The following is a 24,704-nucleotide window of genomic DNA, read 5'->3' as shown; positions in this document are numbered from 1 at the left end:
ATTAGACAGGTTTATGATGTTTAACCGTTTCAGGTTGAGTGGCACCAGAACCCGAATCCAGCGGCGGAAGATTTTTAGATAAAGCCTCATCGGTATCGACATTCTTCGGCTGGGCTTGATTGAAAATCAACGCCTCTGGCTGCGGCTTATTCGCCGGCTTTTCATGCACCATTTGATCCCAAATCACCTTAGAGTGCTGATTTGCATCATCAGCCTCAATGGCCGATGCCGCAGACGAACTCGGTTTCTTCGGTTCGATCACCGCAGTCCCCTTGCGGATCTCTGCGGCAATATCTTTTAAATAAGGTTGTTTCGTCCAGTCGCCAAAAAACATGGCCGCCACCAATACCGCAGCGCAAAGTAAGATAGAGATCATCGCAGATTTGGTCATAATGGACTTCCTTCAAACAATCGTAATATGGCTCCCTATGGCAGAGACTCAGATACTGCAGCTTGTATTCATACCATCACAGGGCCAAGCGCACAATTGCACCCGATCATTTCCTTCAAGCAGACTGGAAATAATGCTTTCCGCTGACTAAAACGCAAAACCCTCACATTGCACGTCGTGATGGATCCCGCTCACAGGGTCAATGAAACGTAAACGCTGCGCCATCAACTTAAGAGGCGTCGCAAATTTATCCGGCCCTTTGGGTAATAAGCTTGGATAAAATCTGTCGTTTAACAATGGCATACCTAAGCTTTGCATATGCACCCGCAACTGGTGAGTTTTGCCGGTAATTGGGCTCAGGTGGAACAAACCAAGATCGCCTTTTATGGCCACTAGGTTGATTTCGGAATGGGTATTCGCCTCGCCTTCAACGATTTTCATAGTAAAACTCGGGTCGCTCGGCTGCATGCGATTTTTTACCGTCCAATGCAGGGGTAACGTTAAGCTTCCCTGTTGATATTGCTGAATAATTTCAGGTGTCAGCTTGGCAATCGCTTGATAGTCTTTACGAATAGCATCGTCGATAAATAATTGATGATAAAGGGCGCGGGTTTCGGGCGCGACCGTCATCAAGATCACCCCAGCGGTTTCACGGTCAAGCCTATGAGCGGGCGCGATAGTGTCTATACCGGTGAGTAATCTGAGTCTATGTACCAGACATTCGTTCACATAGTTGCCACTTGGGGTCACAGGTAAAAAGTGTGGCTTATAGGCCAAAATGACATTGTCATCTTGGAATAGGATCTGTTCTTCAAAGGGAATTTTCGCTTCGACCGGCACTTCACGGTAGTAATACACCCGTGCTGCAGGACGATATTCGGTGTCCAAGGCGATCAAACTGCCATCGCGCCAATGCACTTTTCCATCGAGGATCCGCTGACGCCACACATCTTCACCTATGCGGGCAAAATGCTGCGCGAGAAAGGCAAACACTGTGGGTATATCTGTGACATTCACAGGAAGCACTATGTAAGAAGGTTGGGCGGCGCGGGCAGATGCAGTCATATCACAAAAAAAGCGGCTATAGAAAGCCGCTATTCTAGCCTTTTTGTGGTTTTTCAGTCCACATGGGACTTGATAAGTTGCAGCACGAAGTCCAAGGTTTTGTGGCAATCGGGCTGATTAACTAACACTAATTTGTCTTTATTATACATAGGTAAAACCTCGAGCCAGCGCTGGCTTACCCAAGCCGCATCTTCTAAATGCACTTGAGAATAGAGCTCAAACAGATCGGGATTCACCTCATAAAATTGCTCTAATGCAGCGCTTATTAGCTCAAATTCACCTTTAATCGGCTCTTCTTGCCAGTTACGGCAGGGTAAAGTGCGCGCCATCCACAGCTTATCTTTGGCCTGCGCCGCCGAGAGGATGCTAACGCGCTGGCGCCCTTCGAGCACTATGCTGAGTGAATCGTCTTCTAGCTGATTAAAATCGATAATGTCGCACTGGGTAGCGGTGGGATAACAGGGCGGACTACCGCGGGGTCGAATGGTGGCAAAGGCGAGCGCATACTTTCCCTTGAAGACATCGGCCACCATGCGCAGATGACCGGGGTCGACCACACGAACTTCTACCCGTCCCTGTGGCAGCAACAAGGCATCGCGCATGAGTAACGCCATTTCTCGTGTTTGCATAGCAACCTCCTGCCCCTCAAATAGAAGGAAACGAACATCAATGCATTCGTATTCCTTATTACCTTAGAGTGTAGCAGGTGGAATAATTTCCTTCCTGAAGCCGTTGAGTACAAAAAATAAATTGGCGACCCAACTAGGTTAGATCAGGTGATGTTAAATCAGGGCATTTCAAACCAGCCATTTTAAACCCCGTTTTCTAGACCACCTCACTTAAAACTAAAAGCGCTCTAGTCGCTCCAGCACATTTCCCTTAGCAACAACCTCGGCAAACTCCTCGGCCAGACGTTCACTCAAGGCCACCGATGTTCGCCAATATTGCATCCGCTGCGCCGTATCCAGTTGTTTAAAATCTTCGCGATCGGGGATTTTGCCAAAGGGTAATGAAGCCACAAATTCGGCCGTTGGCGCCAACACGAGTGCATTGTGATAATTGGCTCGACCTTGACGCCACTTCAAGGATTTATCAAACCATCCTGGGCTGATCGTTGGATAAAAATGTGGATACAGCGTCAAACCAGTTGCGTGGGATAAAGGCAAATCGAAGTGATAGTCGGTAATGCCGCCATCGTAATATTGCCCATCGGCAACGCCCTCAATTTGCGGCACTGGGGCTAGCAACAACGGAATCGACCCCGTTGCTAACATCACAGCATCGACATTGGCCTCGGTTAATTCGGCCTGCTGACTGGGTAAATCGTTGAGTTGCAAAAAGGGGGATGCTACAGCTTGTTGACTAAAGACCACACGTTCAAAATGCCAGCCTAAACTTCGGCGGCTGACTAAGTTGGTCGCCGCCGTCATCGCCAGTCCGGCAGCGAGAGGTAACTTAGCCGTTAAACGATTTAAATGTTTGCCGCGGCACACCACTAAATGACTGTGAATATGAGCGTTGTTAACGATCTCACTACCACCACTAGCGCCTAAAATCCCCTGCACTACGCCTTTAACTTGTGCACTGACTTCCTGCGGTGTTGGCATGCTGTCGTAACGCTGACCAATATAAAAATCCTCTAAGCGACCATAGGCTGCGAGGGGATCTTGCTGCGCCAAACACGCTAAACGCCACGCCCCTGAAGATGCGCCGAGTGTATAAAGCGGTGTTTGTCTGTTTTTGAAAAACTCAGAAAACAGATACTTATCTAACCCAGCGATACCAAGCCATTTGGGTCCACCAGAGGCGGCAAGTAGCTGGGTAAAATGTTCAGATTTAAGACCTTGTTCTGCCAAGGTATTAAATGCCGTTGCTCCCGCGAGAAATCGTAACGCTGACAAATCTGTGTTCCTTCAAACCAATGCCATCAAAGCGAAATAACGCATTAAACCACGATGGCGCACGTCAATAAACAATTCATATCATCGACTTAACTCGCCAAAACACCCAAAGCACCCAAAGCACATCTGCCGATAACAAGGTTTCATCCATATATTCAACTGCATTTTAAACATTAACTAGAACACTCGGCTCTGAGTTAGCACATTTATGTCTAGATGTAACAATTGTTACAGTGATAACCTTCTCCACATTGAATTGTTACGTTATCTTTAATCTGCACTCTTAAGTTCGAGTATCGGGTTACAAACATCATTGAGAGGTTTTTATGCGTCTAGGGATTATCGCATTGGCAGTGTCATCCACACTGGCCATTCCAGCTGTTCAAGCCGAAGAACTACAGCCTGGCTTCGAGAAAATCGAGATCATAGGTTCACGCATAGCGCTGCGCACGGCAACTGACAGTGTTGCCCCTGTAGACATTATCACTGCCGAGCAGCTCGAATCGACCGGCATGACTGAAACCGCTAAAGCACTGCAATTTGCCGCTCCAAGCTACAGCTTCCCATTCTCCTCAGTGACTGACGGTTCAGATGCGGTGCGCCCCGCGAGTTTGCGCGGCCTGTCACCCGACCACACCTTAGTACTCGTTAACGGCAAACGTCGTCACGGCTCAGCGCTAGTGCATTTAAGTGGCACTGTGGGTAAAGGTTCATCTAACGTCGACTTAAACGCTATCCCTATGACAGCGATTAAGCGTATCGAAATTCTGCGTGATGGTGCCTCGGCACAATACGGATCGGATGCAATTGCCGGCGTCATCAACGTGGTGCTAAAGGACAGCGATCAAGGCGGTAGCATCTCGGCTCAAGCAGGACAAACCTACATAGGTGATGGCGAGCAATGGCGTGTGGGTGTAAACCACGGCATCAGTTTAAGTGACGATGGCTTTGTGAATGTCTCACTAGAAGCCCATCATAAAGACAGCACTAACCGCGCCGGATTAGATGAACGTAAACAATATAATGATTTACCCGATGGATCAGCCGATCCCCGCGAAGCCACATTTAACCGTAAGAGCCACCAGGTCGGCGATGCCGAATATGACAACTTAGGTCTATTTATCAACGCTGCCCAGCCCATCACAAAAGATGGCAAACTCTATGCGTTTGGTGGCATCAGCCAACGTGAGACTAAGTCAGGCGCCTTTTACCGCCGTGCACTCGACGCCCGTAACTTAACTGAAATCTATCCAGATGGTTTCTTGCCACAAATCAATCCTAAAATTATCGATGCTTCCTTAGTGCTGGGGTATGAATTCAGCCTAGGCGAGTGGAATATCGATACTTCGGCTGGTCATGGCGAAAACTCATTTAACTACAATATTGTTAATACCTTAAACGCCTCTTTAGGCCCAGATAGCCCAACCGAGTTTGACGCGGGCACACTCACGACCCGTGAAACCAATCTTAATATTGATGCTTCGCGCTATTTTGCCTTTGCCAATGACTCTGAAATCCTGTTTGCGACAGGTGTGTCGTGGCGCCAAAACGGCTATCAAATTGAAGCCGGCGAAACGGGTTCATACATCAATGGGGGTTACGACAACCGCGCTGCGGGTAGCCAAGGTTTCACCGGTTTTACCCCTGAGTCGCAAGTGGATGAAACCCGTGATAACACCGGCGTTTATATGGAACTCGAAAACCAGTTAACCAATGAGTTTTACTGGGCGGCGGCGCTGCGTTATGAAAACTATTCTGACTTTGGTGGCAACACCAGTTGGAAGTTAGCGGGCCGTTACGACTTCACCGATAACTTGGCCCTGCGCGGAACCATCAACACTGGCTTTAGAGCGCCGAGCGTACAACAACTGTACTTCAGCAATATCTCGACGCTGTTTAATCCCGATCCTGTGACGGGTCAGCTGGTGCCTATTGAGTCAGGCACTTTTAACACCCTATCGCCAGTGACCAAAGCACTAGGTATTAATGAGTTAGATCCCGAACTATCTCAGTCATTCAGTTTAGGCTTGGTGTACACCAATGACACAGGCTTAGCACTGACATTAGATGCCTATCAAATCTCCATCGATGATCGCATTATTCTGTCGAGCTCAGTGACGCCAGATGATTCGCCCGCCGTAGCGGCCGCGTTAGCGGGCACCAATGCAGAATCGGCGCGCTTCTTTATCAACGCCGTCGATACCCGTACCCGTGGCGTAGACCTTGTAGTGAGCCAAGATTTTGATATCGGCTCTTGGGGTGATTTACGGGCTAACTTAGCCTATGCCTACAATAAGACTGAAATCCAAGATATTAATTTCCCAGAGATTTTAGACGGACTCGGCCCTAAACTATTCGATAGCATTGAACAAACTCGCATGACCTCGGCGACACCGCATAACACGGGTAATTTGGGCTTGACCCATGAGCTAGGCGACTTTAAGACCAATATTCGCCTCAGCTACTTTGGTGATTACACTGTCGGCTATTCAACGGGCGATGTGAATTACAGCGATCAATGGGTGATGGATCTGTCGGTGAGATACGCGGCAACCGATGCGCTAAGTTTCACCGCTGGGGTACAAAACCTGTTTGATGTGTATCCAGAAAAACGCCCTGATGACAATAACTTCGGAGGCATCTTCGTCTACCCATTAACCAACACCCCGTTTGGTTTTAATGGTGGCTATTACTTCTTAGAAGCTAAATACACTTACTAAGCGAGTCTTAGCGAACAAAGTGACACTTGATATAAAACAGGCCATGCTACGGCCTGTTTTTTTATGTCTAAAGCTTATGTCCTAACGGCGACTATCTGATTATAATCTTTACAATTCACTCATTCACATCCGCCATGTCGAGTAACCGATGATCGTCGATACCTTAGCAAACCGCCATATTTATCAATCCCTAAGCCCTCGGCTTGCCACAGCATTAGAACATCTTGCCACCACAGACTTTAGTCAGCTGCCCGTGGGCAATTATCCCCTCGATGGCGACAACATTTTTGTGATAGTCAACGACTACCACACTAAGCATAAATCAACAGAACCCTTTGAAGTACATCAAAAATATATTGATGTGCAATATGTGTTTAGTGGTGAAGAAGAGTTTGGTTACTTACCACTAGCGGGCCAAACACCCTCAAAACCCTATTTTGACAAACACGATTACGCCGAGTTTGATTACGAGGCAAACAAAGCCAATGCCTCTTATGTGCAACTCAAAGCGGGTATGTTTGCGCTATTTTTCCCCGGTGACATGCATATGCCTGGCACGGGCGATATCGCCACCGCAGTGCGTAAAGTCGTGATAAAAGTAAAGATCTAACCCTTAAGCAATCTTTGCCGAACCTCAGCTCGGGATTTTTAGCGTTATAGCGTCTTAAGCGCGCAGTGATATGCGCTTTGGCTATTTCCGATCCGAGCCAAATATTGCTAAAATTGCCACAAATTTAAAGGAGAGTCCCTGAAATGCCTATTTACGTTGTCGGTCACAAGATCCCCGATTCTGATTCAATCTGCGGTGCTATCGCGTTAGCCTATTTAAAAAACCAAATCGGTGAAGAAGCCATTGCCGCACGTTTAGGTGAATTGTCACCCGAAACCGCTTTTATTCTGGAACGTTTCGGCTTCGAAGCACCGGAATACAAAACCAGCTACGCTGGCGAGCAAGTGTATATCGTTGACCATTCAGAACTGACTCAAGCACCGGATGATATCGCCCAAGCGACGATCGTCGGGATTGTCGATCACCACAAACTTGGCGATCTGACCACAGATACCCCGTTAGAATGCTGGATCCGCCCAGTAGGTTGCAGCAACACAGTGATAAAGATGATGTTCGACTTTTACCAAGTCGCTATCCCTAAAAATATCGCTGGCATCATGATGTGCGCCATTCTGAGCGATACCGTGATTTTCAAATCACCGACTTGCACCACTGCCGACATTCGTTGCGTTGAAGCGTTAGCTGAAATCGCTGGCGTTGAAGATTTCAAAGAACTGGGCATGGAAATGTTCAAAGTGAAATCAGCCGTACAAGGCACGCCAGCACGCGACCTCGTTATGCGCGACTTTAAAGACTTCAACATGAACGGTAACTTAGTCGGTATCGGCCAGTTAGAAGTGATCGACCTGTCAGTATTTGACGATATCAAGGCCGAGTTAGAAGCCGATATCAAAGCACTGAAAGTGGAAGGCAATCGCCACAGCGTATTGTTACTGCTGACTGACATTATGAAAGAAGGCTCAGAACTGTTAATCGTGTCTGACGATAGCGACCTGACCCAACGCGCCTACGGTAAAGATACCGTCGATGGCAAAGTCTGGTTAGACGGCGTATTAAGCCGTAAAAAACAAGTCGTTCCACAGCTACAAGCGGCATTCGCATAGTCGTTTTATCATCGCGACAGTACTGACATTAAGGCCGAACTGAGTTCGGCCTTTTTTATATTTCAGGTAAAAGCTAATAACCCCTGCGTTACACTTATTCACCGCCGCTAATTAAAACTGGCATGAAACTTTGCTCATAAATCTATCCAGCCAGAGAAGTTGGCGAGTATGATGGGCTAATTGTCCCACTGATTTGATCACTTTCATCCATGCCAGAAGCGCTACAACATATCATCACCGAACTCACCCCTTGGCTACAGCAATATGGCTATGTGCTGCTATTTATCGCGATTGCTGTCGAAGGTTTTGGCATTCCAGCGCCGGGGCAATCCTTATTGATTGTCGCCAGTTTATTAGCTGCCACAGGGCAAATGTCACTGCCATTGGTGTTGATCGTCGCAGCTTGCGCTGCACTCAGCGGTAACAGCTTGGGATATTTTATCGGTTGGCGCTTTGGTGATGTATTGCTTAAGAAGGGCTGGATAAAGCCACAATTGGAAGACAAAATCCATGGCGTTATTGGCCAATATGGCATTGCCGCTTTAGTGCTGAGTCGTTTTGTTGAGGGATTAAAACAATTTATGTTTATCGGCTGCGGTCTCGCTAAAATGCCGCTAAAGCAATTTGTGATAGGTAATGCCCTAGCCACCAGCATTTGGGTGGCACTTTTTGGGTTAGGCCCAGTGTTAATCCGCGATGAAATTGCTCCTATGCTGGCATTTTACCACCAGCACAAATACCCCACATGGGCCATTGTCAGCCTAATACTCGCCGCGCTAATCACTTTTACTTGGCGCAAGTGGCAAACAAAAAATCCGCAGTAAGCGATTTGGCTTTGCTTGCAACTTGAAATGGTTAAGTTGACGTTAGCCACATACTAATTGCGTTTGTTGCTTACAGGCATTTTGAGATTGTTCCGTCGACTCATCACCTATACAAAAATCTAACCTTATGGTTCTTTTTTCAGAAGTCATTACGTTCGTAGCGGAAGTGGGGACCCAGTTCCATTTTTTTAATATCTGACTTGAGTATTTGCCCAGTAATTTTTGAGGAACAGATTTAACGACTTCGATATTTTCGGCCTTACCCGATTCTGAAATATCAAAAGACATGACAGCACAACCAGCAATGCTCGAGCGAGCGAGTTCCATTGGATATTGAGGAGCACTTTTATTTTCACGCTCCCAAATAAAACCACTCGTTGGTTGTATATCTGTAACTTGCACATCCGCGTACACATTATGACTTTTTGCAAAACTATAGTTTGATACCGCAAAAATAACCAAGGCGGATAAAATTGAACACTTCATATACACTCCATTGTTTAATGAATTAAAATAATGCCTTATCACTAATTATTTTTTGATTAATAACCACTAACCCTGATAGTACTTAAGTTGTAAATAACGTTAATATACCTAATACTTATTCACTCAAACCAATAACTCTAAATAAATAGTAAGCCAAAATTGATTTCAGTTTACAAGATAACCTACCGAACTTAGCACGCCATCGCAAGACTTGACGATGAATGTCGAAATATTTGTTTTTGATTTTAATGAGTAAAATAAATTTACTCATTAACCACTTTTTTAAAAAGAAGCGCTTTCGCATTGTTTGGAACACACATTAAAAGCACTTCCAAAACAAGGTCAAGCTATTTAGCACTCAATCACTTTATGCCGTCAGTCTCAACCTTAGGTTGAGGCTCTGCGCCGTCATTTGGCTTAGCCTCAAGTTTTGATTCTAGTTCTGGCGCTTTGATTGGCGCGTGCGGTACCTCAGTTACGGCAGACTTATCTTGTTCCTGTGATACGTTTGGTTCCTGCAATGGTGCGTTGACCTCAGGCGTCGGTGAACCTTGTTCTTCAGGTAAGGGCTCGACAATCATCACCGGCTCTTGTGGCACAGGCGCTTCACCTTGTGTGGACGTTGCAGCTTCTGACTCTGGGGCTAAAGTACCGAGATCTTGGTTGGCGGGACTTTCCACCGCATGTTTAGGTAATTGATTTCGATACAAATCAATCATACTCATCACTTCAGACAAGGCTTTGGCATGATCCGGTGTGAGAATACCATTGTGTCCTGAGACGATTTCATCTGACACCGCCAGCACCCACACGGCCTGCATATTGGCATCGGGACAGGTCTGCACGGTACGACGGGCCTGCAGACGAGCACGAATTTTCCAGCCAGAATGGGGCAAGGTCATCATACAGCCAGGGATTTGATCGTGCGCCATCAAGGCCGACGGCATCTTCATTGGCGTAGTGCAATTGCCACCTGAGCATTTGTCGATATCGTGGGTAATAGCCCAAGAGTTACCGACGGCGCGCTCGCCATCCTTGATGTAATTGAAGGCTTCTTTCACCGCAAAATCGCCCTTCGACTGCAATACGACCATACTCGGCTTTTGCCTATCTAAGCTCACCAAGGTATCAAGTGGCTGGTACTCCTTCGCGGGCACTGCAGGGTTTAACAGTAAGAATAAATTAGGATTATCCTGCTGATGATCGATAGCAGCCTTGATGCGGTCTTTGCTGGCATGCAAAACAACCGCACCGCCAAGACTATGACCAATTACGGTATAACGCAGCAGTTTATGCTCTGTCACTAAGCCATCTAGCTTATCAAGCAGTTGAGATAAACCTAGCTGACCTATGCGTTTAGCAACCCGTTTACGCTGTAAAATGGTAGGGAAATCTAAGGGTTCAATCCAGCTTTTCGCATCATCTGAGCCATCGAGCCAGAAGGGATCGTATTTATCGCCGCGCCAGCCAATATACAAACCCAATAAGTTGCGCTGCGTATCGGACGCCGCCATCTGCTGATAAAACTGCTCGAAGGCGATAAAGTTTTCATCTTTAGGCTCTGCACTGTGGTGCCAGCCGTGGACAAAGATCAATAATTCTGGGATCTGTGCAGGCTCAGGCTGGGATATGCGCGCCTCTAGACCTTGCCATTGCCTTTCGTCATGGGGCTGGCCTTGATCGTTAAACTCAATCACATGGAAGTTTTGCTTCGCAATATCTGGGCTGGGAATGTGGTAAGCCTGATCTGGAATAAAAGGGAGTAAGACACAAAGCGACAACAACATTAAAAACAGTAACTTGTACTGGGTAAACTTTTTCAGGCTCATTTATAACAACATAATTAACGGCCAAGCTAGGCCAAAATAGACGTGCTGAAAGGGGCTAACAGCAAAAGTGCCGAAATTATACGCTAACCCCATTGACCCAGCTAGTGCCTAAATAGTTTTTCACCACAGCTTATGAGCTGATTTAACGCCAAGTATCAGGCAGCGTAACTTGGCTCCACAGCTCTTTACATAGCGGCTGACTATCGTGCCAATCGCCGCCATCAATCCATTTAACCAGCGCATCCCCAACCTGAGGATAGGCAATCGGATTAGGTGATGCGGTTTTCAGCCAGCGCTTCACGACGTTCACATCGAGACTCATCATGCTGTCTGCGGCCGCCAAGAGTTGCAGCGCCGCAACATTCGATAATTGCTCAAACTGGCCAATCAGTGGTTTCACTAACAACTTTTTACCTAAGGTTAATGCTTCGCTGGCAAGCTCAAAGCCCGCATTGCCTATCACACCGCCGCAGCTGGCAAGATGTTGCTTAAAGCCATCACGATTAAAGCCGTGCCACTTAATGTGTTCCGCAACTTGTCCCTTAGGCTGTTGGCTGTGGTACACCAAAAACTGATAGTCACTGAAATGCGACAGGAAACGAGCAATCACATCCGCATCCTCAAATGGCAAATACACTAAGATTTGATGCGTGTGTTCGAATGGGCTGGCATCCACTTCGACAAAAGGCGGCAAGATAGGAAAACCAAAGTGGTGCCAATGACAACCCAACGCCACATCCACAGGGGCAAAGTTATTGAGCAGCATTTCATTAAACCAAGTGCTACCGAGTTTCGGCACTGGGTGAGTCAACGCCGCCTGATGGCTAATGCCAATGGATGGCACGCCTTGGCGCCGCGCCGCCCAAGCCGATACTGGCTCAAAGTCGTTGAGCACGAGATCGTAGCAACTGAGATCTAAGGCTTTAATATCTTTAAATAACGACAATGACAGATTCTGCCGAACCGTTTGTGGCACATTCACACGCCCAGAGTGAGTCGCAAACGTCATGCCCGCTTGTACGCGATAATCGCCAAAACATTCCATATCGAAAAACTGATCAGGCTTACGCCCCGAAAATAAAAAGTCCACTTCAATATCTTGTTTCATCAGTGCTTTAGCCATGACGCGTGCACGACTTAAGTGGCCATTCCCTGTGCCTTGAACTCCGTAGAGTATTCGCATTACGTATCCTTAAACTGATGAGTGAAGGAGAATTCCAACTAATGAGATGAAATGATTAACGTGCGCTTGCTTGAATTAAATCACCGGATGAACCAGTAATACCGCCCCGCTCCCCAATGAGGCTCCCGCCAAAATATCTAAGGGATAATGCACGCCGAGTGCGATACGTGAGCCCCCTATGCTAAAAGCCCATAAAAACGCGATAGGAGCCGCTGCGGGATAAACTTGCGCCACACTCGTTGCCATCACAAAAGCTGCGGCCGTATGACCCGACGGTAAACTGAAGCGATCAGATGGCTCAAAACCACTCTCAAATCCCACAAGCGCATGGCAGGGTCGTGTACGGCGAATGCTATTTTTCAGCAGCAAATACAGCGGTAACTCCACCAAAAAACTCGCTAACATCAAGTTGAATAGGGCCTGCCCTTGAGCGTGAGTCAGCATCAAGCCCACTGACAAATATAAATACACATGCCCATCGCCACTCGCCGATACCCGCTTTGCATGGGCATATAAACCATGGCGTTGGGTGAAACTCACGATATGACAAAACATTCGCTTATCTAAGTCTGCAACGTAACTCAACATAAAACAGGCTCCTTGCTGGCATGCCAGCGAGTTTTACTGCGATGTTAATCTGTGCATTCTCTCGACGACGCTTAGAGTGCTTGGTATCACGCAACCGACTCACCAAGGCCCTACTCACGATTGAATTCGTTATTTACTACCGTTTGCTGGCTAATTTACGGTTTGCTAATGGTCAAACTCGAATCGAATTAGCTAAAGCACTATTAGATAACTTGAGACTAAGAAAGACCTGTGACGGCTAAGTGACATCTGCTCGAAGGTTTTATGACAAGAAGCATGGCTGGGGCTTTGATCTAGAAGGATTCTAGGGACGTTATGCTGGAGCTAAGGGATTTTTTCAGGAATAGCGATAGGGCTGAGACAGGATATTGTGTTGCTCTAAATGTGAATCCCAAGAGCAACACAATCAAATAAACTTAGGCTGCGGCGGGAGTATTCGCCTTAGCGCGGTAAATTTTAGTCAAATGGTAAATATTAATACAAGCAACAAACGCATTCATGCCAGCCACTGGCCAAGCAGAAATAAACACCCCATAAACAACAAACAGGGTACATCCCACAAAATTCAACCATCGCAACCAAATGATATTCTTCATCATTAGAGAGATCGCCACCATTACAGAGGCAAAATAACCAATAATTTCAATCGTATTTACAGCTTCCATAGGCACCTCTCGAAGGCCCTCTACCGTCCATAAGCGTAACGGGGGGTCCATGCCCCTAAAGCAAATTAAGTTAAGTAAGTTAATTTAAACTTGGGATATAATACCAAAGCATGCAACAGAGTTGTAATAAAAAACCGTCATTTAATGACTAATATCAAGTTTTACTGCATAAGCTCTAAAGTACGACGAAACTTTACTACAGATGTGTTAACGGCCCAGTGGCAACAATACCGTGATTGATAACACTTTTCTTTTCAAGAATCCCTTTTATACTGGCGTAAACTCGCTAAACTGTACGCAACGCGGATCAATAGGAGTGTAAATATGGAATACAACACCTCAGAATTATGTGACATGTACTTAGATGTCGTAGATGTAGTCGAGCCCATGTTCAGTAACTACGGTGGTTGTAGCTCTTTTGGCGGTTCTATTAGCACCATCAAGTGCTTTGAAGACAACGGCCTAATCACCGAAGTCCTACAAGAGGATGGTCAAGGTAAAGTCTTACTCGTTGATGGCGGTGGCTCATTACGCCGTGCGCTGATCGATGGTGCTATCGCTGAACTTGCGGTTAGCAACAACTGGGAAGGCATTATCGTTTACGGTTCTGTACGCGATGTGGATGCATTGGAAGAGTTAGACATTGGTATTCAAGCCCTTGCCTCAATTCCAGTGGGTGCTGATGGCAATTCAGTGGGCGAAGTGGAAATTCCGGTCAATTTTGGCGGTGTGACTTTCTTACCCGGCGATCACATTTATGCTGATAACACAGGTGTGATTTTATCACCTGAACCACTCGACATTGAGTAATCTCACTGTTCAGCCAAGAAAGCCAGCTAAGCTGGCTTTTTTATTCACTATTTTCAGCGTTTCCCCATTGAATCCTCGCGCCACACTGGCCACAATAGCTCGACTCCGGCCGAATAAGAATATCAATCTATGCCTGAATTTATTCCCTTTACCCATACAGATATTGCCTCATTAGTCAGCCCAAGAACCGGCGAAACTAAGTTAGGCCAATGCGTCCATCTGGCTAATCACGAACATACGTTAGAGACCATACTCGCCACTGCCAAAGCCCACGGGGCAAGCTTTGCCATTTTCGGCGTCGGTGAAGATATCGGCCCACGCGCCAACTTAGGCCGCGGCGGCGCGACCGATGCGTTCACTACCAGTATGCGCCAATGGCTCAATCTGCAATCGAATCGCTTTCTTTCTGGTGCCGAATGCCTAGTGTTAGGCCAAGTTAACACCGCCGATCTGCAACAACAAACCGCGAACAATACAACAGCTAATACCGACGTCACCTTAGATGAATTACGTGATGCGGTTAAGCAACTCGATGAGCGCGTGATCCGCATCGTTAGTGCAATTTTAAAGGCGGGTTTAGAACCCATACTCATCGGCGGCGGGCATAACAATGCCTATGGTTTATTGATGGCGACCTACGGCCACTATCAGCGCCAAGTTGCGGCGGTGAATCTTGATCCCCATTCGGATTTTCGCCTGCTCGAAGGTCGTCACAGCGGCAATGGTTTTAGTTACGCAGCCGATCGCGGCGCCTTAGGTTGCTATCATGTACTGGGTTTACATGAGTTAAAAAACAGTGAAGCCAACCTAAGCCAACTCAGCGAATTTGGTGGTACTTGGCATAGCTTGCAACAGATTTGGGTGCGCCGCGAAATCAGTCTCAGCCAAGCCTTGCTTGAGATCGCCGCCAAACTGAATGACACAGGTTTGCCCGTAGGGCTGGAACTCGACGTCGACGCTATAGCTAAAATGCCCAGTAGCGCCTCAACGGCAGCGGGGGTGCCATTGCTAGATGCGGCGCATTATGTCAGTTATATCGCCCGCCACTGCCCTTGTGCTTATTTGCATTTAGCCGAGGCTGCACCAAGTTGCCACGAAGCGGGAATTGAAGCCGGATTTAGGGATGTTGGCCAAAGCCTCAGCGAGCTTATCTACGCTTATGTGCAGGCTCGGATGCAGTTTTTGGCGCAATGAGCGCCATCAGTTACCGCCAACAGGGCGCTAAGCTATTCACCAAATCCTGATATTGTGGTCTAATGCCAGTCCATTTTACGTGGTCGACAAGCACTTAATCCTACGACTGTTAGGGAGTGCCTCAAGCTAAGGCATTGCAGTTAGTTTACTAGCTCGATCACAGAGTGATAGATCAAAGATTCAGCAAATGCAGGCGATGGCTTACACTCGCAACTAATACATTGCAAAACAATAGGAACACATTGATGTCTGAGGGCGAATCTAAAAGTACCCACTTTGGTTACAAAACCGTAGAGGCCGATAAAAAGGCCGAACTCGTTGCCGGCGTGTTTCATTCTGTTGCCGCTAAGTACGACATAATGAACGATGTGATGTCCTTCGGCATTCACCGTTTTTGGAAGCGTTACACCATTGAAGTATCTGGCGCACGCCCTGGCATGAAAGTGCTCGATTTGGCTGGTGGCACTGGTGACTTAACCGCAAAATTCTCTCACTTAGTGGGCGATAAAGGTGAAGTGGTTTTAGCTGACATTAACGATTCCATGTTGAAAGTCGGTCGCACTAAGTTGCGCGACAAGGGCATAGTCAACAATGTCAGTTATGTGCAAGCCAACGCCGAAGCACTGCCGTTTCCCGATAACCACTTCGACATCATTACCATCGCCTTTGGTCTGCGTAACGTGACCGATAAAGATGCGGCGCTGCGTTCGATGAACCGCGTGCTTAAGCCCGGTGGCAAGTTATTAGTGCTTGAGTTCTCTAAGCCTCAGCATGAAATCATGCGCAAAGTGTATGATTTATATAGCTTCAAAGTCTTACCTAAGATGGGCGAACTCATCACTAAAGATGCCGACAGCTACGAGTATCTTGCTGAATCGATTCGTATGCATCCAGATCAAGATACATTAAAGCAAATGATGGTAGATGCAGGCTTCGAGCAAGTCGACTACACCAACATGACCGACGGCATTGTCGCATTGCACCGCGGTTATAAATTCTAATGATGCCGCAAGAAGTTGTGCTGCTTGTCTGCGCCGCAATTGAAACGGGCCTGAAAAAACTTCAGGCTCAAGCGGGTGACGACTATTCGCGCCAGCGCCAGTTGCATGGCAAAGTGTTTCGTATCCAATTATCGCAGCTCAGCTGGCCGCTCTATTTGGTGTTTGCCAAAGAGATCCAAGTACTGAGCCGCTATGAAGGCGATGTCGATGTCAGTCTGCATGCCGATGCGACCACGCTTTATCGCGTGTCCGAAGGTGCAAACCTGACTGAACTTATCAAGCAAGATAAGCTCAAGCTTGAGGGCGATCTCAATTTATTACAAAGCTTTAGCCAATATCTACGCGGCATCGAGTTTGATTTTGCCGAGCCAATTTCGCGTTATTTAGGCGATGGTCCCACCCACAAGCTCATCAGCACAGGCCATCAGGCAAAGAGCTTTGCTCTTGAAGTATTGCGTAAAACGCGCTCTCACTTAGGTCAACTCGCTGTAGAAGAGTATCGACTCACACCGCACCCAATTGAGTTACTTCATTTTCGCGATCAAATGGATGATTTAGTTGCCGATACCCGCGCGATTGAACAACGGATTGCCCAATTAAGAGACCAAATTAAGCCATGACCCTTGCCAGTATCCGCCGCGGTTACCATGTCATCAAGACCTTGCTTCAGTACGGGTTAGATGACGTATTGCCGCCAAAGATGACACCTTGGTACTTTAAACTCGCCCGTAATAGTCTGTTCTGGATCCGCAATAAGCATAAGAATAAGCCCGGTGGCGAACGCTTAAAATTGGCGATGCAGGAACTGGGCCCCGTTTATATCAAGCTTGGACAAATGCTCTCGACCCGCCGCGATTTACTCAGCGATGAATGGGCCAGTGAATTAGCCATGCTACAAGACAAGGTGCCGCCCTTTGATGGTGCGCTTGCCCGCCAAGCGATTGAAGCTGAGCTAAAAGCGCCGATTGAATCCCTATTCGATGACTTTAATGAAATCCCGCTGGCCTCAGCCTCTATTTCGCAGGTGCATACCGCGACCTTAAAATCTAACGGCAAAGACGTCGTACTTAAGGTGCTACGGCCGAATGTAGAAACCAAGATTCAGGCCGATCTGCAGTTGATGTCACAAACCGCCAAGTTGATTGAATACCTCCTTGGTGAAGGCAACCGCCTGCGCCCTGCTGAAGTGATTGAAGATTACCGCGTGACCATTTTAGGTGAGTTAAACCTTAAGCTCGAAGCCTTAAACGCAGTCAAGCTACGCAACAACTTCCTCGACTCAGATGCACTCTATGTGCCTTATGTGTATGAAGAGTTTTGTTATCCACGCCTGATGGTGATGGAACGCATATACGGTATTTCGGTTTCGGATATTGCCGCCCTTAAAGCGCAAGGCACCAACTTTAAGTTATTAGCTGAGCGCGGAGTAGAGCTGTTTTTCACCCAAGTGTTCCGAGATAACTTTTTCCATGCCGACATGCATCCGGGCAATATCTTTATTTCCCGCGATCACCCAGAGAACCCTTATTACATAGGGCTCGATTGCGGCATCATGGGCACACTCAGCGAGGTCGATAAACGCTATCTCGCCGAGAATTTCCTCGCCTTCTTTAATCGCGATTATCACCGAATTGCCCAGCTCTATATTGAATCAGGTTGGGTGTCGGAAAAAACCGATCTACAGGCCTTTGAACAGGCGATCAAAGTCGTGTGTGAACCTATGTTCAACAAACCGCTCGATGAGATCTCCTTCGGCCATGTGTTGCTGGAATTATTCCGCACTGCACGCCACTTCGATATTGTGGTACAACCGCAATTGGTATTGCTGGAAAAGACCTTACTTTATATCGAAGGCTTAGGTCGTCAGCTGTATCCGCAGTTGGATTTATGGCAAACCGCCAAACCGTTTTTAGAGCAGTGGATGGCCGACCAAGTGGGTCCTAAGGCTATGTTTAAAAAGGTATCCACAAAACTGCCATATTGGGCTGATAAACTACCAGAATTCCCTGAACTGATTTACGATAACCTTAAGTTAGGCAGGAAATTGCTGAGTTCTCAGCAACAAATGCTAGATAAGTATTTGAAATACCAGCAGCAGGCTCACAAGAGTAACTACTTGCTTATCACTTCTGCAGTTTTATTGATCTGTGGCACGTTATTGATCAATAGAGACGCTACACTATGGACCCCTTATGTTTGTCTAGTTTCAGGCATTATATTGTGGTTTGTCGGATGGCGATCTAGGCCAAAGAATCGCAAATTTTAGCTAGCACTAATTAATCATAGGTTCATAATAGAACCGATATCAATTAAGAGGATACCTTCATGGGTGGTATTAGTATTTGGCAACTTCTTATCGTTGCATTAATCGTTGTCTTGTTGTTTGGAACTAAAAAATTACGCTCTTTGGGCGGTGATTTAGGTGGTGCGGTGAAAGGCTTCAAAAACGCCATGTCTTCAGAAGAAGATAAAAAGGCATTAGAAGACACCGAAGCGGCTAAAACAGCACAAACGACTCAACAGGCGACTGAAAAGAAACCTGAGTCTAACAAAGAACAGGCGTAACTCTTTATGTTTGACGGTATCGGCTTTATGGAGCTGCTGCTGATCGGTGTTTTGGGGCTAGTGGTTCTTGGCCCCGAACGTCTACCGGTTGCGGTGCGTTCGATAACGAGTTGGATCCGTGCGATGAAACGCATGGCTAACTCGGTAAAAGAAGAACTTGAGCAGGAGCTGAAGATCGAGCAATTACATGCAGATCTTAAAAAAGCCGAGAGCAAAGGTTTATCTAACCTCTCACCTGAACTCAAAGAGTCTATTGAACAACTGAAGCAAGCGGCACAGTCGGTAAACCGTCCTTATCAAGTTCAGGATCCGGTAAAAGACACGCCTGCGTCAGAGAATCAAATACATTCTCCAGTTGCGAGCCCAGTTCAAACTAGTCCAGCTCAAGCGAGCCAAGCTAATCCGACTGCCACTGTAGAGGCGAGTCCAACGTCGGCATCTCCCGCTACTCCAAGTGAGCCATCTCAGGGCGCGGATACCCGTTCTAACCCGAAAGCCAACGGATAATTCATGTCGCAACAGCAGCCACTTATCAGCCATTTGCTTGAACTTAGGTCCAAGCTGCTAAAATCCATTGCCAGCGTGTTATTAGTGTTCATTTGCAGCGTGTACTGGGCAAATGATATCTACCATTACATGGCAATACCTTTAATGCAGTCTTTACCCCTTGGTGGCAGCATGATTGCGACCGATGTCGCTGCCCCTTTCTTCGCGCCTTTTAAATTGACCCTAGTATTATCGTTTTTTGTGGCTGTGCCCTATGTGTTGTTCCAGATCTGGTCCTTTGTCGCACCGGGTTTATACAAACATGAAAAACGTTTAGTGATGCCACTGCTATTTAGCAGTACCTTATTGTTTTATCTCGGTATCGCCTTCGCTTATTACATAGTATTCCCCGTCGTTTTTGGCTTCTTTGCTAACAATGCCCCAGAGGGCGTTCAAGTTGCGACCGACATTACCAGTTACCTTAACTTCATTCTGAAGCTGTTCTTTGCCTTTGGTCTATCCTTTGAAATCCCTATCGCCGTTGTTTTACTTTGCTGGGCGGGCGTGACAACACCTGAAGAACTTAAGCAAAAACGTCCTTATATCGTCGTAGGCGCCTTCGTTGTGGGCATGCTGTTAACCCCACCCGATGTAATTTCCCAGACTATGCTTGCCGTACCAATGCTGTTATTGTTCGAAGGCGGTTTATTAGCGGCTCGTTTCTACAGTAAGCAAGGTGACGACGAGTCAGACGAAGATAGCGAACAAACAAACGACTAACGTCCTCGATGGCGTTAGGGGAATAATATAATAAGGAACATTCTCATGCGCTTAACTCTTATGGCAGCAGCAATTATGCTGGTATCAGTCCAAGCAAATGCCAGCATTGAACAACAGTTAACCCAATGTGCAGCAACAGCCGATAAACTCGACCGCTTGATTTGCTATGACAAGCTAGCAGAAAGCGTCAAAGGCGTAACACCAGCTTTGGCGAGCACTCAAGTTGCGCCTGCGACTGTAGCAACCGTTGCAGCCCCGACTGCTGTAGCAGTAGCGGCCACCACGCCCCAAGCACCAGCCGCTAATATTGTCGATGACTTTGGGATGGAAGCTAAGCGCGTTCAAGAAAATACGGTCGATAAGATTTATCTTGAAGTACAGTCTATTACTGAAGATCCCTACGGTGCTATCAAAGTAACATTCACGAATGGTCAGGTATGGAAACAAACCGACGGCCGTAAGTTCAACTTAAAGCAAGGCGAAAAAGTCTACATTGAAAAAGCAGCCCTAGGCTCTTTCTTAATGGGCACTGATGAGCGCAATGCCAAGGCACGGGTAAAACGCCTAAACTAATGCCCTCATACATAGATATCGCTGTCAATTTACTTGGCAGCGCACTCGAGCCAGACACAGCATCGATAATACAAGCGGCGGCGGACCAAGGGGTTTCGCCGTTAATTGTTATTGGCAGCGATTTAACTGAAAGTGCAGCTGCCATCGCGATTTGCCAACAATATCCCAATCAACTTTATTGCACTGCTGGCGTACATCCTCACCATGCCAGTGGCTGGCAAGCTGACTCAAGCAAGCAACAAGCCGAACTCTGCCAAGCACCGCAAGTGGTTGCCGTTGGCGAATGTGGCTTAGACTACAATCGTGATTTCTCTCCTCGCCCCATCCAGCGCCAAGCATTTATTGCCCAACTCGCCTTAGCCGTTGAACTGCAAATGCCCGTACTGATGCACGAGCGCGAAGCTCACGAAGACTTTATTGCTATCCTGCGGGAATATCGCCCACAGCTTAGTGGCGCGCTTTTACATTGTTTCACTGGCACTCACGCCCAAATGGAGGCCTATATCGACCTCGATTTGCATTTAGGCATTACAGGCTGGGTTTGCGATGAAAGACGTGGCCAAGAGTTAGCGCAACTCGTGCCATTTATTCCGCAGAACCGCATTTTAATCGAAACCGATAGCCCGTACTTATTGCCTCGCAGCATGAGGCCTAAGCCTAAATCGAGTAAGAACAAGCCCGAATATCTCCCCTACATCGCGAGTTATATTGCAAACTTGCGCGGTGAAAATGCTGATGAGTTTGCAGCGCGTTGCTACCAGAATAGCGTAGCTTTTTTTAATTTGGACCGAGTCCATGCTTAAACGAAACTCGTCACTCATACTCTTGCTGTGGCTATGGATGTGTTCAACACCTTCATTCGCAACCCTATTAAGCATTGATGAATCAACGGCGACCCCGTTAAACCTTACGCCTTGGTTGATGGTGAGCCACCCCACTTCGGCGAAGGAATTTACCGAGATCCAAGCCTTGCCAAAAACGGATTGGCATAACTTCACCAATAAAGACATTCAAAAACTCAGCGGCCATGATTTTTGGCTGAGTTTCAGCTTAACCAGCCCAGACGATGCACTTTCACGTATTTTAGCGTTAGATAACCCCTTGTTAGACAAGGTGACTATCTATCATTTAGTCAATAATAAGCTCGCTAATACTGTGCTTATGGGCGACACCTTTCCCTATAACGAACGGCCATTTTTGAGCAACATCTTCCTGTATCCTTTTAAGCTCAACATGGATGATACCCATACTTTTTATTTGCATATTCAGACCGAAGGCAGCGCTGCAATACCGTTAAACCTCTGGTCATCTAACGACTTAGCCCAGATTGCCGAATCCACCGCCGTCGAACATGGTTTCCAACTCGGCGTACTGGCCGCGATTGGTATCTTTAGCCTCTTTATTGCCATTGCATCGGGCTCATTCAGTTACAGCTATTATTCCGGCTACGTGCTTAGCATGACCTTGCTCGTCGCTACCATCAACGGTTTTGCCTTTCGATTCCTCTGGCCAAATTGGCCGATATTACAGCAAGTTATGGTGCCATTTTTACTGCCAATCGTTATGGCGTTTGCGCTGATGTTTACCGAAAAAATATTACAGCTCAAATATTTAAACCGCCGCATGCTGCTGACTTGTCGCTATAGCGCTGTGTATATCCTATGTATTGGACTCGCCACGCCTTTTATCCAATATGGAACGGCGCTCTATATCGAGATCATTTCCGTTGCAGTGCTCAGCCTGGTACTTATGGTCTTTGCTATTACTCAGGCCATCAATGGCCATAAACTGGCACGTATGTACACTATTGGCTGGGTGAGTATGCTTACAGGAGCTTGCATCAGTAGCTTGTTGTATCTCAGCGTGATTGACCTCAATTTAAAACCGCAAACGCCTGTCATGCTCGGCCTGACATTTGAAATCATCTTTATGTCTTTGGTGCTAGCCATCCGCTATAACGATGAACGCAAAGCTAAGCTACGTATTCAGCAAGAGGCCTTGAAGCAAGCACAGAAAATTCGCAGCGCGCGGGAAGAAGCCCTAAAAGCGGAAGCCGAGAGCAATGAGAAACTCGAGCAAATGGTGCAAGAGCGCACCTTAGAACTTGAAATCACCCTCAGAGAATTACATGAGGTAAACCAAAAGCTAACCGAACAAAGCACTATCGACAGTTTAACTGGGGTTAAAAACCGCAGTGCTTTCGATAAACGTTTGATCGCTGAAAGCCGGATCAGCCGCAGGCAAGAAACACCCATAGCCCTGTTGATGCTCGATATCGATCGCTTCAAGTTGATCAACGATAGATTTGGCCATCTTGCTGGCGATGAAGCCTTACGAACCATAGCCCAAACATTACAGCAATATTTAAAGCGGCCAACGGATCTCGTATCACGTTATGGAGGCGAGGAGTTTGCTATCATCCTGCCTAATACAGCAGAAGATGGTGCACTGCAAGTCGCTGAAACGATAAGAGACGCAGTTGCCTCTATCCATTTCGAATGGGAAGGTGTAGCGATACCTTTGACTATCAGTATCGGAGTCAGTGCCGATATCGTCACTAACGATCAGCACAGCACCAAATTATTAGAACAAGCGGATAAAGCCCTCTACCAAGCCAAAAATGGTGGACGTAATCAAGTCAGCTTATTTTCATCAGTTCAAGCAGGACCAGTACCTAATTAGGAGTCAAATGTGAATATCATTACCAGTGCCTTCCCTCAGCGTAGAATGCGCCGCATGCGTAAACATGATTTTAGCCGTCGTCTCATGGCCGAAAATCAACTAACGGTCAATGACTTGATTTATCCCATGTTTGTTCTAGAGGGCACCAATCGCAGTGAAAAGATCGCCTCTATGCCAGGTATTGAACGTTACTCAATCGATTTACTACTAAAAGAAGCCGAAGAACTGGTTGAGTTAGGCATCCCATTAATTGCGCTATTCCCTGTGACGCCTGCAGAGAAAAAGACCCTAATGGCAGAAGAAGCTTATAACGCCGATGCCTTAGTGCAACGCGCTGTACGTGAGCTAAAAAAAGCCTTTCCACAGCTTGGCATCATGACAGACGTAGCATTGGACCCCTTCACCACTCATGGTCAAGACGGCATCATAGATGAGACTGGGTACATCCTAAACGACATCACTACCGAGATTTTAGTGAAGCAAGCATTGTCACACGCCGAAGCCGGTGCAGACATAGTTGCACCGTCAGACATGATGGATGGCCGCATAGGCGCTATTCGCCAAGCCTTAGAAGCTGCAGGCCACGTAAACACCCAAATCATGGCTTACTCAGCAAAATACTCTTCAAGCTACTACGGCCCGTTTCGTGACGCAGTAGGCTCAGCAGGCAATCTCAAAGGCGGCAATAAACACAGCTACCAGATGGATCCAGCAAACAGTGACGAAGCTCTGCATGAAGTCGCACTCGATATTCAAGAAGGTGCCGACATGGTCATGGTTAAGCCAGGCATGCCGTATTTAGATATAGTGCATCGCGTTAAAACTGAACTTGCAGTGCCAACATTCGCCTATCAAGTCAGTGGTGAATACGCCATGCACATGGCCGCCATCCAAAATGGTTGGTTAGCCGAAAAAGCCATCGTCATGGAATCTCTACTTTGCTTTAAACGCGCAGGCGCAGACGGTATTTTAACTTACTTCGCTAAACGTGCCGCACAGTGGCTTAAAGAAGCTTAGACCTCGCGATAGCTGTGTATCAATTGAAGAAAGCAGCCTTATGGCTGCTTTTTTGTATCTGGTCATTGATAGCTATGGGGACTAAATCAGCACATTTGGTGTTGTGGAGAGAATAACGGGAGCAAAACTTACTAATGAAATGAAGAACAGGCTGAGTTTTACAAATTGCAGACGCAAAAAAGCCAGCTTATTCAGCTGGCTTCGTTACATCTCAATGAGATAATTAGGCGCTTGGCGATGACCTACTCTCACATGGGGAGACCCCACACT

25 protein-coding genes are annotated in these 24,704 nt (G+C 47.0%); 16 read left to right on the top strand and 9 right to left on the bottom strand.

Features of this window, described 5'->3' with window-relative positions:
* Window position 1: 1 nt before the first annotated feature.
* The 4 genes from BM607_RS07950 to BM607_RS07935 all read right to left on the bottom strand — a co-directional run bounded on the left by BM607_RS07950 (window position 2) and on the right by BM607_RS07935 (window position 3,357).
* On the bottom strand, window positions 2-391 hold the full coding sequence (locus BM607_RS07950; RefSeq protein WP_071938746.1) for a hypothetical protein: 390 nt from the start codon (window positions 389-391) through the stop codon (window positions 2-4).
* A gap of 147 nt (window positions 392-538) precedes the next feature.
* Window positions 539-1,456 carry a pseudouridine synthase gene (locus BM607_RS07945; protein ID WP_071938747.1) on the bottom strand — a complete coding sequence of 306 codons (918 nt, stop codon included), beginning with the start codon at window positions 1,454-1,456 and terminating at the stop codon, window positions 539-541.
* Window positions 1,457-1,509: 53 nt separating this feature from the next.
* A complete protein-coding gene (locus BM607_RS07940) occupies window positions 1,510-2,085 on the bottom strand; it encodes an LON peptidase substrate-binding domain-containing protein (protein WP_006083313.1) in 576 nt (191 codons plus the stop codon).
* Between the two features lie 216 nt (window positions 2,086-2,301).
* Window positions 2,302-3,357 carry an alpha/beta hydrolase gene (locus BM607_RS07935; protein ID WP_071938748.1) on the bottom strand — a complete coding sequence of 352 codons (1,056 nt, stop codon included), beginning with the start codon at window positions 3,355-3,357 and terminating at the stop codon, window positions 2,302-2,304.
* A 326-nt stretch (window positions 3,358-3,683) separates the two neighbouring features.
* Here BM607_RS07935 and BM607_RS07930 point away from each other — a divergent pair, with 326 nt between their 5' ends.
* The 4 genes from BM607_RS07930 (at window position 3,684) to BM607_RS07915 (ending at window position 8,575) form a co-directional block, all read left to right on the top strand.
* Window positions 3,684-6,077, top strand: a complete 2,394-nt coding sequence (locus tag BM607_RS07930; protein ID WP_071938749.1) for a TonB-dependent receptor — start codon at window positions 3,684-3,686, stop codon at window positions 6,075-6,077.
* Between the two features lie 148 nt (window positions 6,078-6,225).
* Window positions 6,226-6,687 (top strand): YhcH/YjgK/YiaL family protein, encoded by a 462-nt coding sequence (locus BM607_RS07925; RefSeq protein WP_071938750.1) that lies wholly within the window; start codon window positions 6,226-6,228, stop codon window positions 6,685-6,687.
* A 143-nt stretch (window positions 6,688-6,830) separates the two neighbouring features.
* Entirely contained in the window at window positions 6,831-7,751 is a 921-nt protein-coding gene (locus BM607_RS07920; protein ID WP_006083317.1) for a manganese-dependent inorganic pyrophosphatase, read from the top strand.
* Between the two features lie 209 nt (window positions 7,752-7,960).
* Window positions 7,961-8,575, top strand: a complete 615-nt coding sequence (locus BM607_RS07915; RefSeq protein WP_071938751.1) for a DedA family protein — start codon at window positions 7,961-7,963, stop codon at window positions 8,573-8,575.
* A 42-nt stretch (window positions 8,576-8,617) separates the two neighbouring features.
* Here the strand turns inward: BM607_RS07915 and BM607_RS07910 are convergent, their stop codons facing one another.
* The 5 genes from BM607_RS07910 to BM607_RS07885 all read right to left on the bottom strand — a co-directional run bounded on the left by BM607_RS07910 (window position 8,618) and on the right by BM607_RS07885 (window position 13,326).
* The gene (locus BM607_RS07910) at window positions 8,618-9,061 is read right to left on the bottom strand and encodes an energy transducer TonB (protein ID WP_071938752.1); all 444 of its coding nucleotides are present in this window, start codon (window positions 9,059-9,061) and stop codon (window positions 8,618-8,620) included.
* A 362-nt stretch (window positions 9,062-9,423) separates the two neighbouring features.
* Window positions 9,424-10,890: a thioesterase gene (locus BM607_RS07900; RefSeq protein WP_071938754.1), complete on the bottom strand. Its 1,467-nt coding sequence runs from the start codon at window positions 10,888-10,890 to the stop codon at window positions 9,424-9,426.
* Between the two features lie 142 nt (window positions 10,891-11,032).
* Entirely contained in the window at window positions 11,033-12,073 is a 1,041-nt protein-coding gene (locus BM607_RS07895; protein WP_006083321.1) for an MJ1255/VC2487 family glycosyltransferase, read from the bottom strand.
* 75 nt (window positions 12,074-12,148) lie between these two features.
* Window positions 12,149-12,661, bottom strand: a complete 513-nt coding sequence (locus tag BM607_RS07890; RefSeq protein WP_006087108.1) for a phosphatase PAP2 family protein — start codon at window positions 12,659-12,661, stop codon at window positions 12,149-12,151.
* Between the two features lie 416 nt (window positions 12,662-13,077).
* On the bottom strand, window positions 13,078-13,326 hold the full coding sequence (locus BM607_RS07885; RefSeq protein ID WP_006083323.1) for a YgjV family protein: 249 nt from the start codon (window positions 13,324-13,326) through the stop codon (window positions 13,078-13,080).
* 324 nt (window positions 13,327-13,650) lie between these two features.
* Here BM607_RS07885 and rraA point away from each other — a divergent pair, with 324 nt between their 5' ends.
* The 12 genes from rraA (at window position 13,651) to hemB (ending at window position 24,434) form a co-directional block, all read left to right on the top strand.
* Window positions 13,651-14,136 (top strand): ribonuclease E activity regulator RraA, encoded by a 486-nt coding sequence (rraA, locus tag BM607_RS07880; RefSeq protein ID WP_006083324.1) that lies wholly within the window; start codon window positions 13,651-13,653, stop codon window positions 14,134-14,136.
* 129 nt (window positions 14,137-14,265) lie between these two features.
* Complete coding sequence (locus tag BM607_RS07875; RefSeq protein WP_012586617.1) at window positions 14,266-15,330, top strand: formimidoylglutamase; 1,065 nt, start codon at window positions 14,266-14,268, stop codon at window positions 15,328-15,330.
* A 245-nt stretch (window positions 15,331-15,575) separates the two neighbouring features.
* The gene (gene ubiE / locus BM607_RS07870; protein ID WP_006083326.1) at window positions 15,576-16,331 is read left to right on the top strand and encodes a bifunctional demethylmenaquinone methyltransferase/2-methoxy-6-polyprenyl-1,4-benzoquinol methylase UbiE; all 756 of its coding nucleotides are present in this window, start codon (window positions 15,576-15,578) and stop codon (window positions 16,329-16,331) included.
* Window positions 16,331-16,951, top strand: a complete 621-nt coding sequence (locus BM607_RS07865; protein ID WP_071938755.1) for an SCP2 sterol-binding domain-containing protein — start codon at window positions 16,331-16,333, stop codon at window positions 16,949-16,951. Before ubiE ends, BM607_RS07865 begins: the two co-directional genes overlap by 1 nt.
* Window positions 16,948-18,597 carry a ubiquinone biosynthesis regulatory protein kinase UbiB gene (gene ubiB / locus BM607_RS07860; RefSeq protein ID WP_011847989.1) on the top strand — a complete coding sequence of 550 codons (1,650 nt, stop codon included), beginning with the start codon at window positions 16,948-16,950 and terminating at the stop codon, window positions 18,595-18,597. Before BM607_RS07865 ends, ubiB begins: the two co-directional genes overlap by 4 nt.
* Window positions 18,598-18,656: 59 nt before the next feature.
* Complete coding sequence (gene tatA, locus BM607_RS07855) at window positions 18,657-18,896, top strand: Sec-independent protein translocase subunit TatA (protein WP_006083329.1); 240 nt, start codon at window positions 18,657-18,659, stop codon at window positions 18,894-18,896.
* A gap of 6 nt (window positions 18,897-18,902) precedes the next feature.
* The gene (gene tatB, locus BM607_RS07850; RefSeq protein ID WP_071938756.1) at window positions 18,903-19,403 is read left to right on the top strand and encodes a Sec-independent protein translocase protein TatB; all 501 of its coding nucleotides are present in this window, start codon (window positions 18,903-18,905) and stop codon (window positions 19,401-19,403) included.
* Window positions 19,404-19,406: 3 nt separating this feature from the next.
* The gene (tatC, locus tag BM607_RS07845; RefSeq protein ID WP_006083331.1) at window positions 19,407-20,162 is read left to right on the top strand and encodes a twin-arginine translocase subunit TatC; all 756 of its coding nucleotides are present in this window, start codon (window positions 19,407-19,409) and stop codon (window positions 20,160-20,162) included.
* A 45-nt stretch (window positions 20,163-20,207) separates the two neighbouring features.
* Window positions 20,208-20,735, top strand: a complete 528-nt coding sequence (locus BM607_RS07840) for a hypothetical protein (RefSeq protein WP_071938757.1) — start codon at window positions 20,208-20,210, stop codon at window positions 20,733-20,735.
* Window positions 20,735-21,538, top strand: a complete 804-nt coding sequence (locus BM607_RS07835; protein WP_006087114.1) for a TatD family hydrolase — start codon at window positions 20,735-20,737, stop codon at window positions 21,536-21,538. The genes BM607_RS07840 and BM607_RS07835 overlap by 1 nt, the downstream gene beginning before the upstream one ends.
* A complete protein-coding gene (locus BM607_RS07830; RefSeq protein ID WP_071938758.1) occupies window positions 21,531-23,417 on the top strand; it encodes a diguanylate cyclase in 1,887 nt (628 codons plus the stop codon). Before BM607_RS07835 ends, BM607_RS07830 begins: the two co-directional genes overlap by 8 nt.
* Window positions 23,418-23,426: 9 nt before the next feature.
* Window positions 23,427-24,434, top strand: a complete 1,008-nt coding sequence (hemB, locus tag BM607_RS07825; RefSeq protein WP_006087116.1) for a porphobilinogen synthase — start codon at window positions 23,427-23,429, stop codon at window positions 24,432-24,434.
* The last annotated feature ends 270 nt before the right edge of the window (window positions 24,435-24,704 follow it).

It is taken from the genome of Shewanella sp. SACH (assembly GCF_001887095.2).
In the GTDB taxonomy this organism is placed as follows: Bacteria; Pseudomonadota; Gammaproteobacteria; order Enterobacterales; family Shewanellaceae; genus Shewanella; species Shewanella baltica.
Note: the sequence above shows the minus strand (reverse complement) of the source record. Positions and strands in the feature narration are given on the sequence as shown.

Coding starts and splice junctions, on each gene's coding strand:
- BM607_RS07950 (WP_071938746.1), bottom strand. CDS start 391: ATGACCAAATCTGCGATGATCTCTATCTTACTTTGCGCTGCGGTATTG.
- BM607_RS07945 (WP_071938747.1), bottom strand. CDS start 1,456: ATGACTGCATCTGCCCGCGCCGCCCAACCTTCTTACATAGTGCTTCCT.
- BM607_RS07940 (WP_006083313.1), bottom strand. CDS start 2,085: ATGCAAACACGAGAAATGGCGTTACTCATGCGCGATGCCTTGTTGCTG.
- BM607_RS07930 (WP_071938749.1), top strand. CDS start 3,684: ATGCGTCTAGGGATTATCGCATTGGCAGTGTCATCCACACTGGCCATT.
- BM607_RS07925 (WP_071938750.1), top strand. CDS start 6,226: ATGATCGTCGATACCTTAGCAAACCGCCATATTTATCAATCCCTAAGC.
- BM607_RS07920 (WP_006083317.1), top strand. CDS start 6,831: ATGCCTATTTACGTTGTCGGTCACAAGATCCCCGATTCTGATTCAATC.
- BM607_RS07915 (WP_071938751.1), top strand. CDS start 7,961: ATGCCAGAAGCGCTACAACATATCATCACCGAACTCACCCCTTGGCTA.
- BM607_RS07910 (WP_071938752.1), bottom strand. CDS start 9,061: ATGAAGTGTTCAATTTTATCCGCCTTGGTTATTTTTGCGGTATCAAAC.
- BM607_RS07900 (WP_071938754.1), bottom strand. CDS start 10,890: ATGAGCCTGAAAAAGTTTACCCAGTACAAGTTACTGTTTTTAATGTTG.
- BM607_RS07895 (WP_006083321.1), bottom strand. CDS start 12,073: ATGCGAATACTCTACGGAGTTCAAGGCACAGGGAATGGCCACTTAAGT.
- BM607_RS07890 (WP_006087108.1), bottom strand. CDS start 12,661: ATGTTGAGTTACGTTGCAGACTTAGATAAGCGAATGTTTTGTCATATC.
- BM607_RS07885 (WP_006083323.1), bottom strand. CDS start 13,326: ATGGAAGCTGTAAATACGATTGAAATTATTGGTTATTTTGCCTCTGTA.
- rraA (WP_006083324.1), top strand. CDS start 13,651: ATGGAATACAACACCTCAGAATTATGTGACATGTACTTAGATGTCGTA.
- BM607_RS07875 (WP_012586617.1), top strand. CDS start 14,266: ATGCCTGAATTTATTCCCTTTACCCATACAGATATTGCCTCATTAGTC.
- ubiE (WP_006083326.1), top strand. CDS start 15,576: ATGTCTGAGGGCGAATCTAAAAGTACCCACTTTGGTTACAAAACCGTA.
- BM607_RS07865 (WP_071938755.1), top strand. CDS start 16,331: ATGATGCCGCAAGAAGTTGTGCTGCTTGTCTGCGCCGCAATTGAAACG.
- ubiB (WP_011847989.1), top strand. CDS start 16,948: ATGACCCTTGCCAGTATCCGCCGCGGTTACCATGTCATCAAGACCTTG.
- tatA (WP_006083329.1), top strand. CDS start 18,657: ATGGGTGGTATTAGTATTTGGCAACTTCTTATCGTTGCATTAATCGTT.
- tatB (WP_071938756.1), top strand. CDS start 18,903: ATGTTTGACGGTATCGGCTTTATGGAGCTGCTGCTGATCGGTGTTTTG.
- tatC (WP_006083331.1), top strand. CDS start 19,407: ATGTCGCAACAGCAGCCACTTATCAGCCATTTGCTTGAACTTAGGTCC.
- BM607_RS07840 (WP_071938757.1), top strand. CDS start 20,208: ATGCGCTTAACTCTTATGGCAGCAGCAATTATGCTGGTATCAGTCCAA.
- BM607_RS07835 (WP_006087114.1), top strand. CDS start 20,735: ATGCCCTCATACATAGATATCGCTGTCAATTTACTTGGCAGCGCACTC.
- BM607_RS07830 (WP_071938758.1), top strand. CDS start 21,531: ATGCTTAAACGAAACTCGTCACTCATACTCTTGCTGTGGCTATGGATG.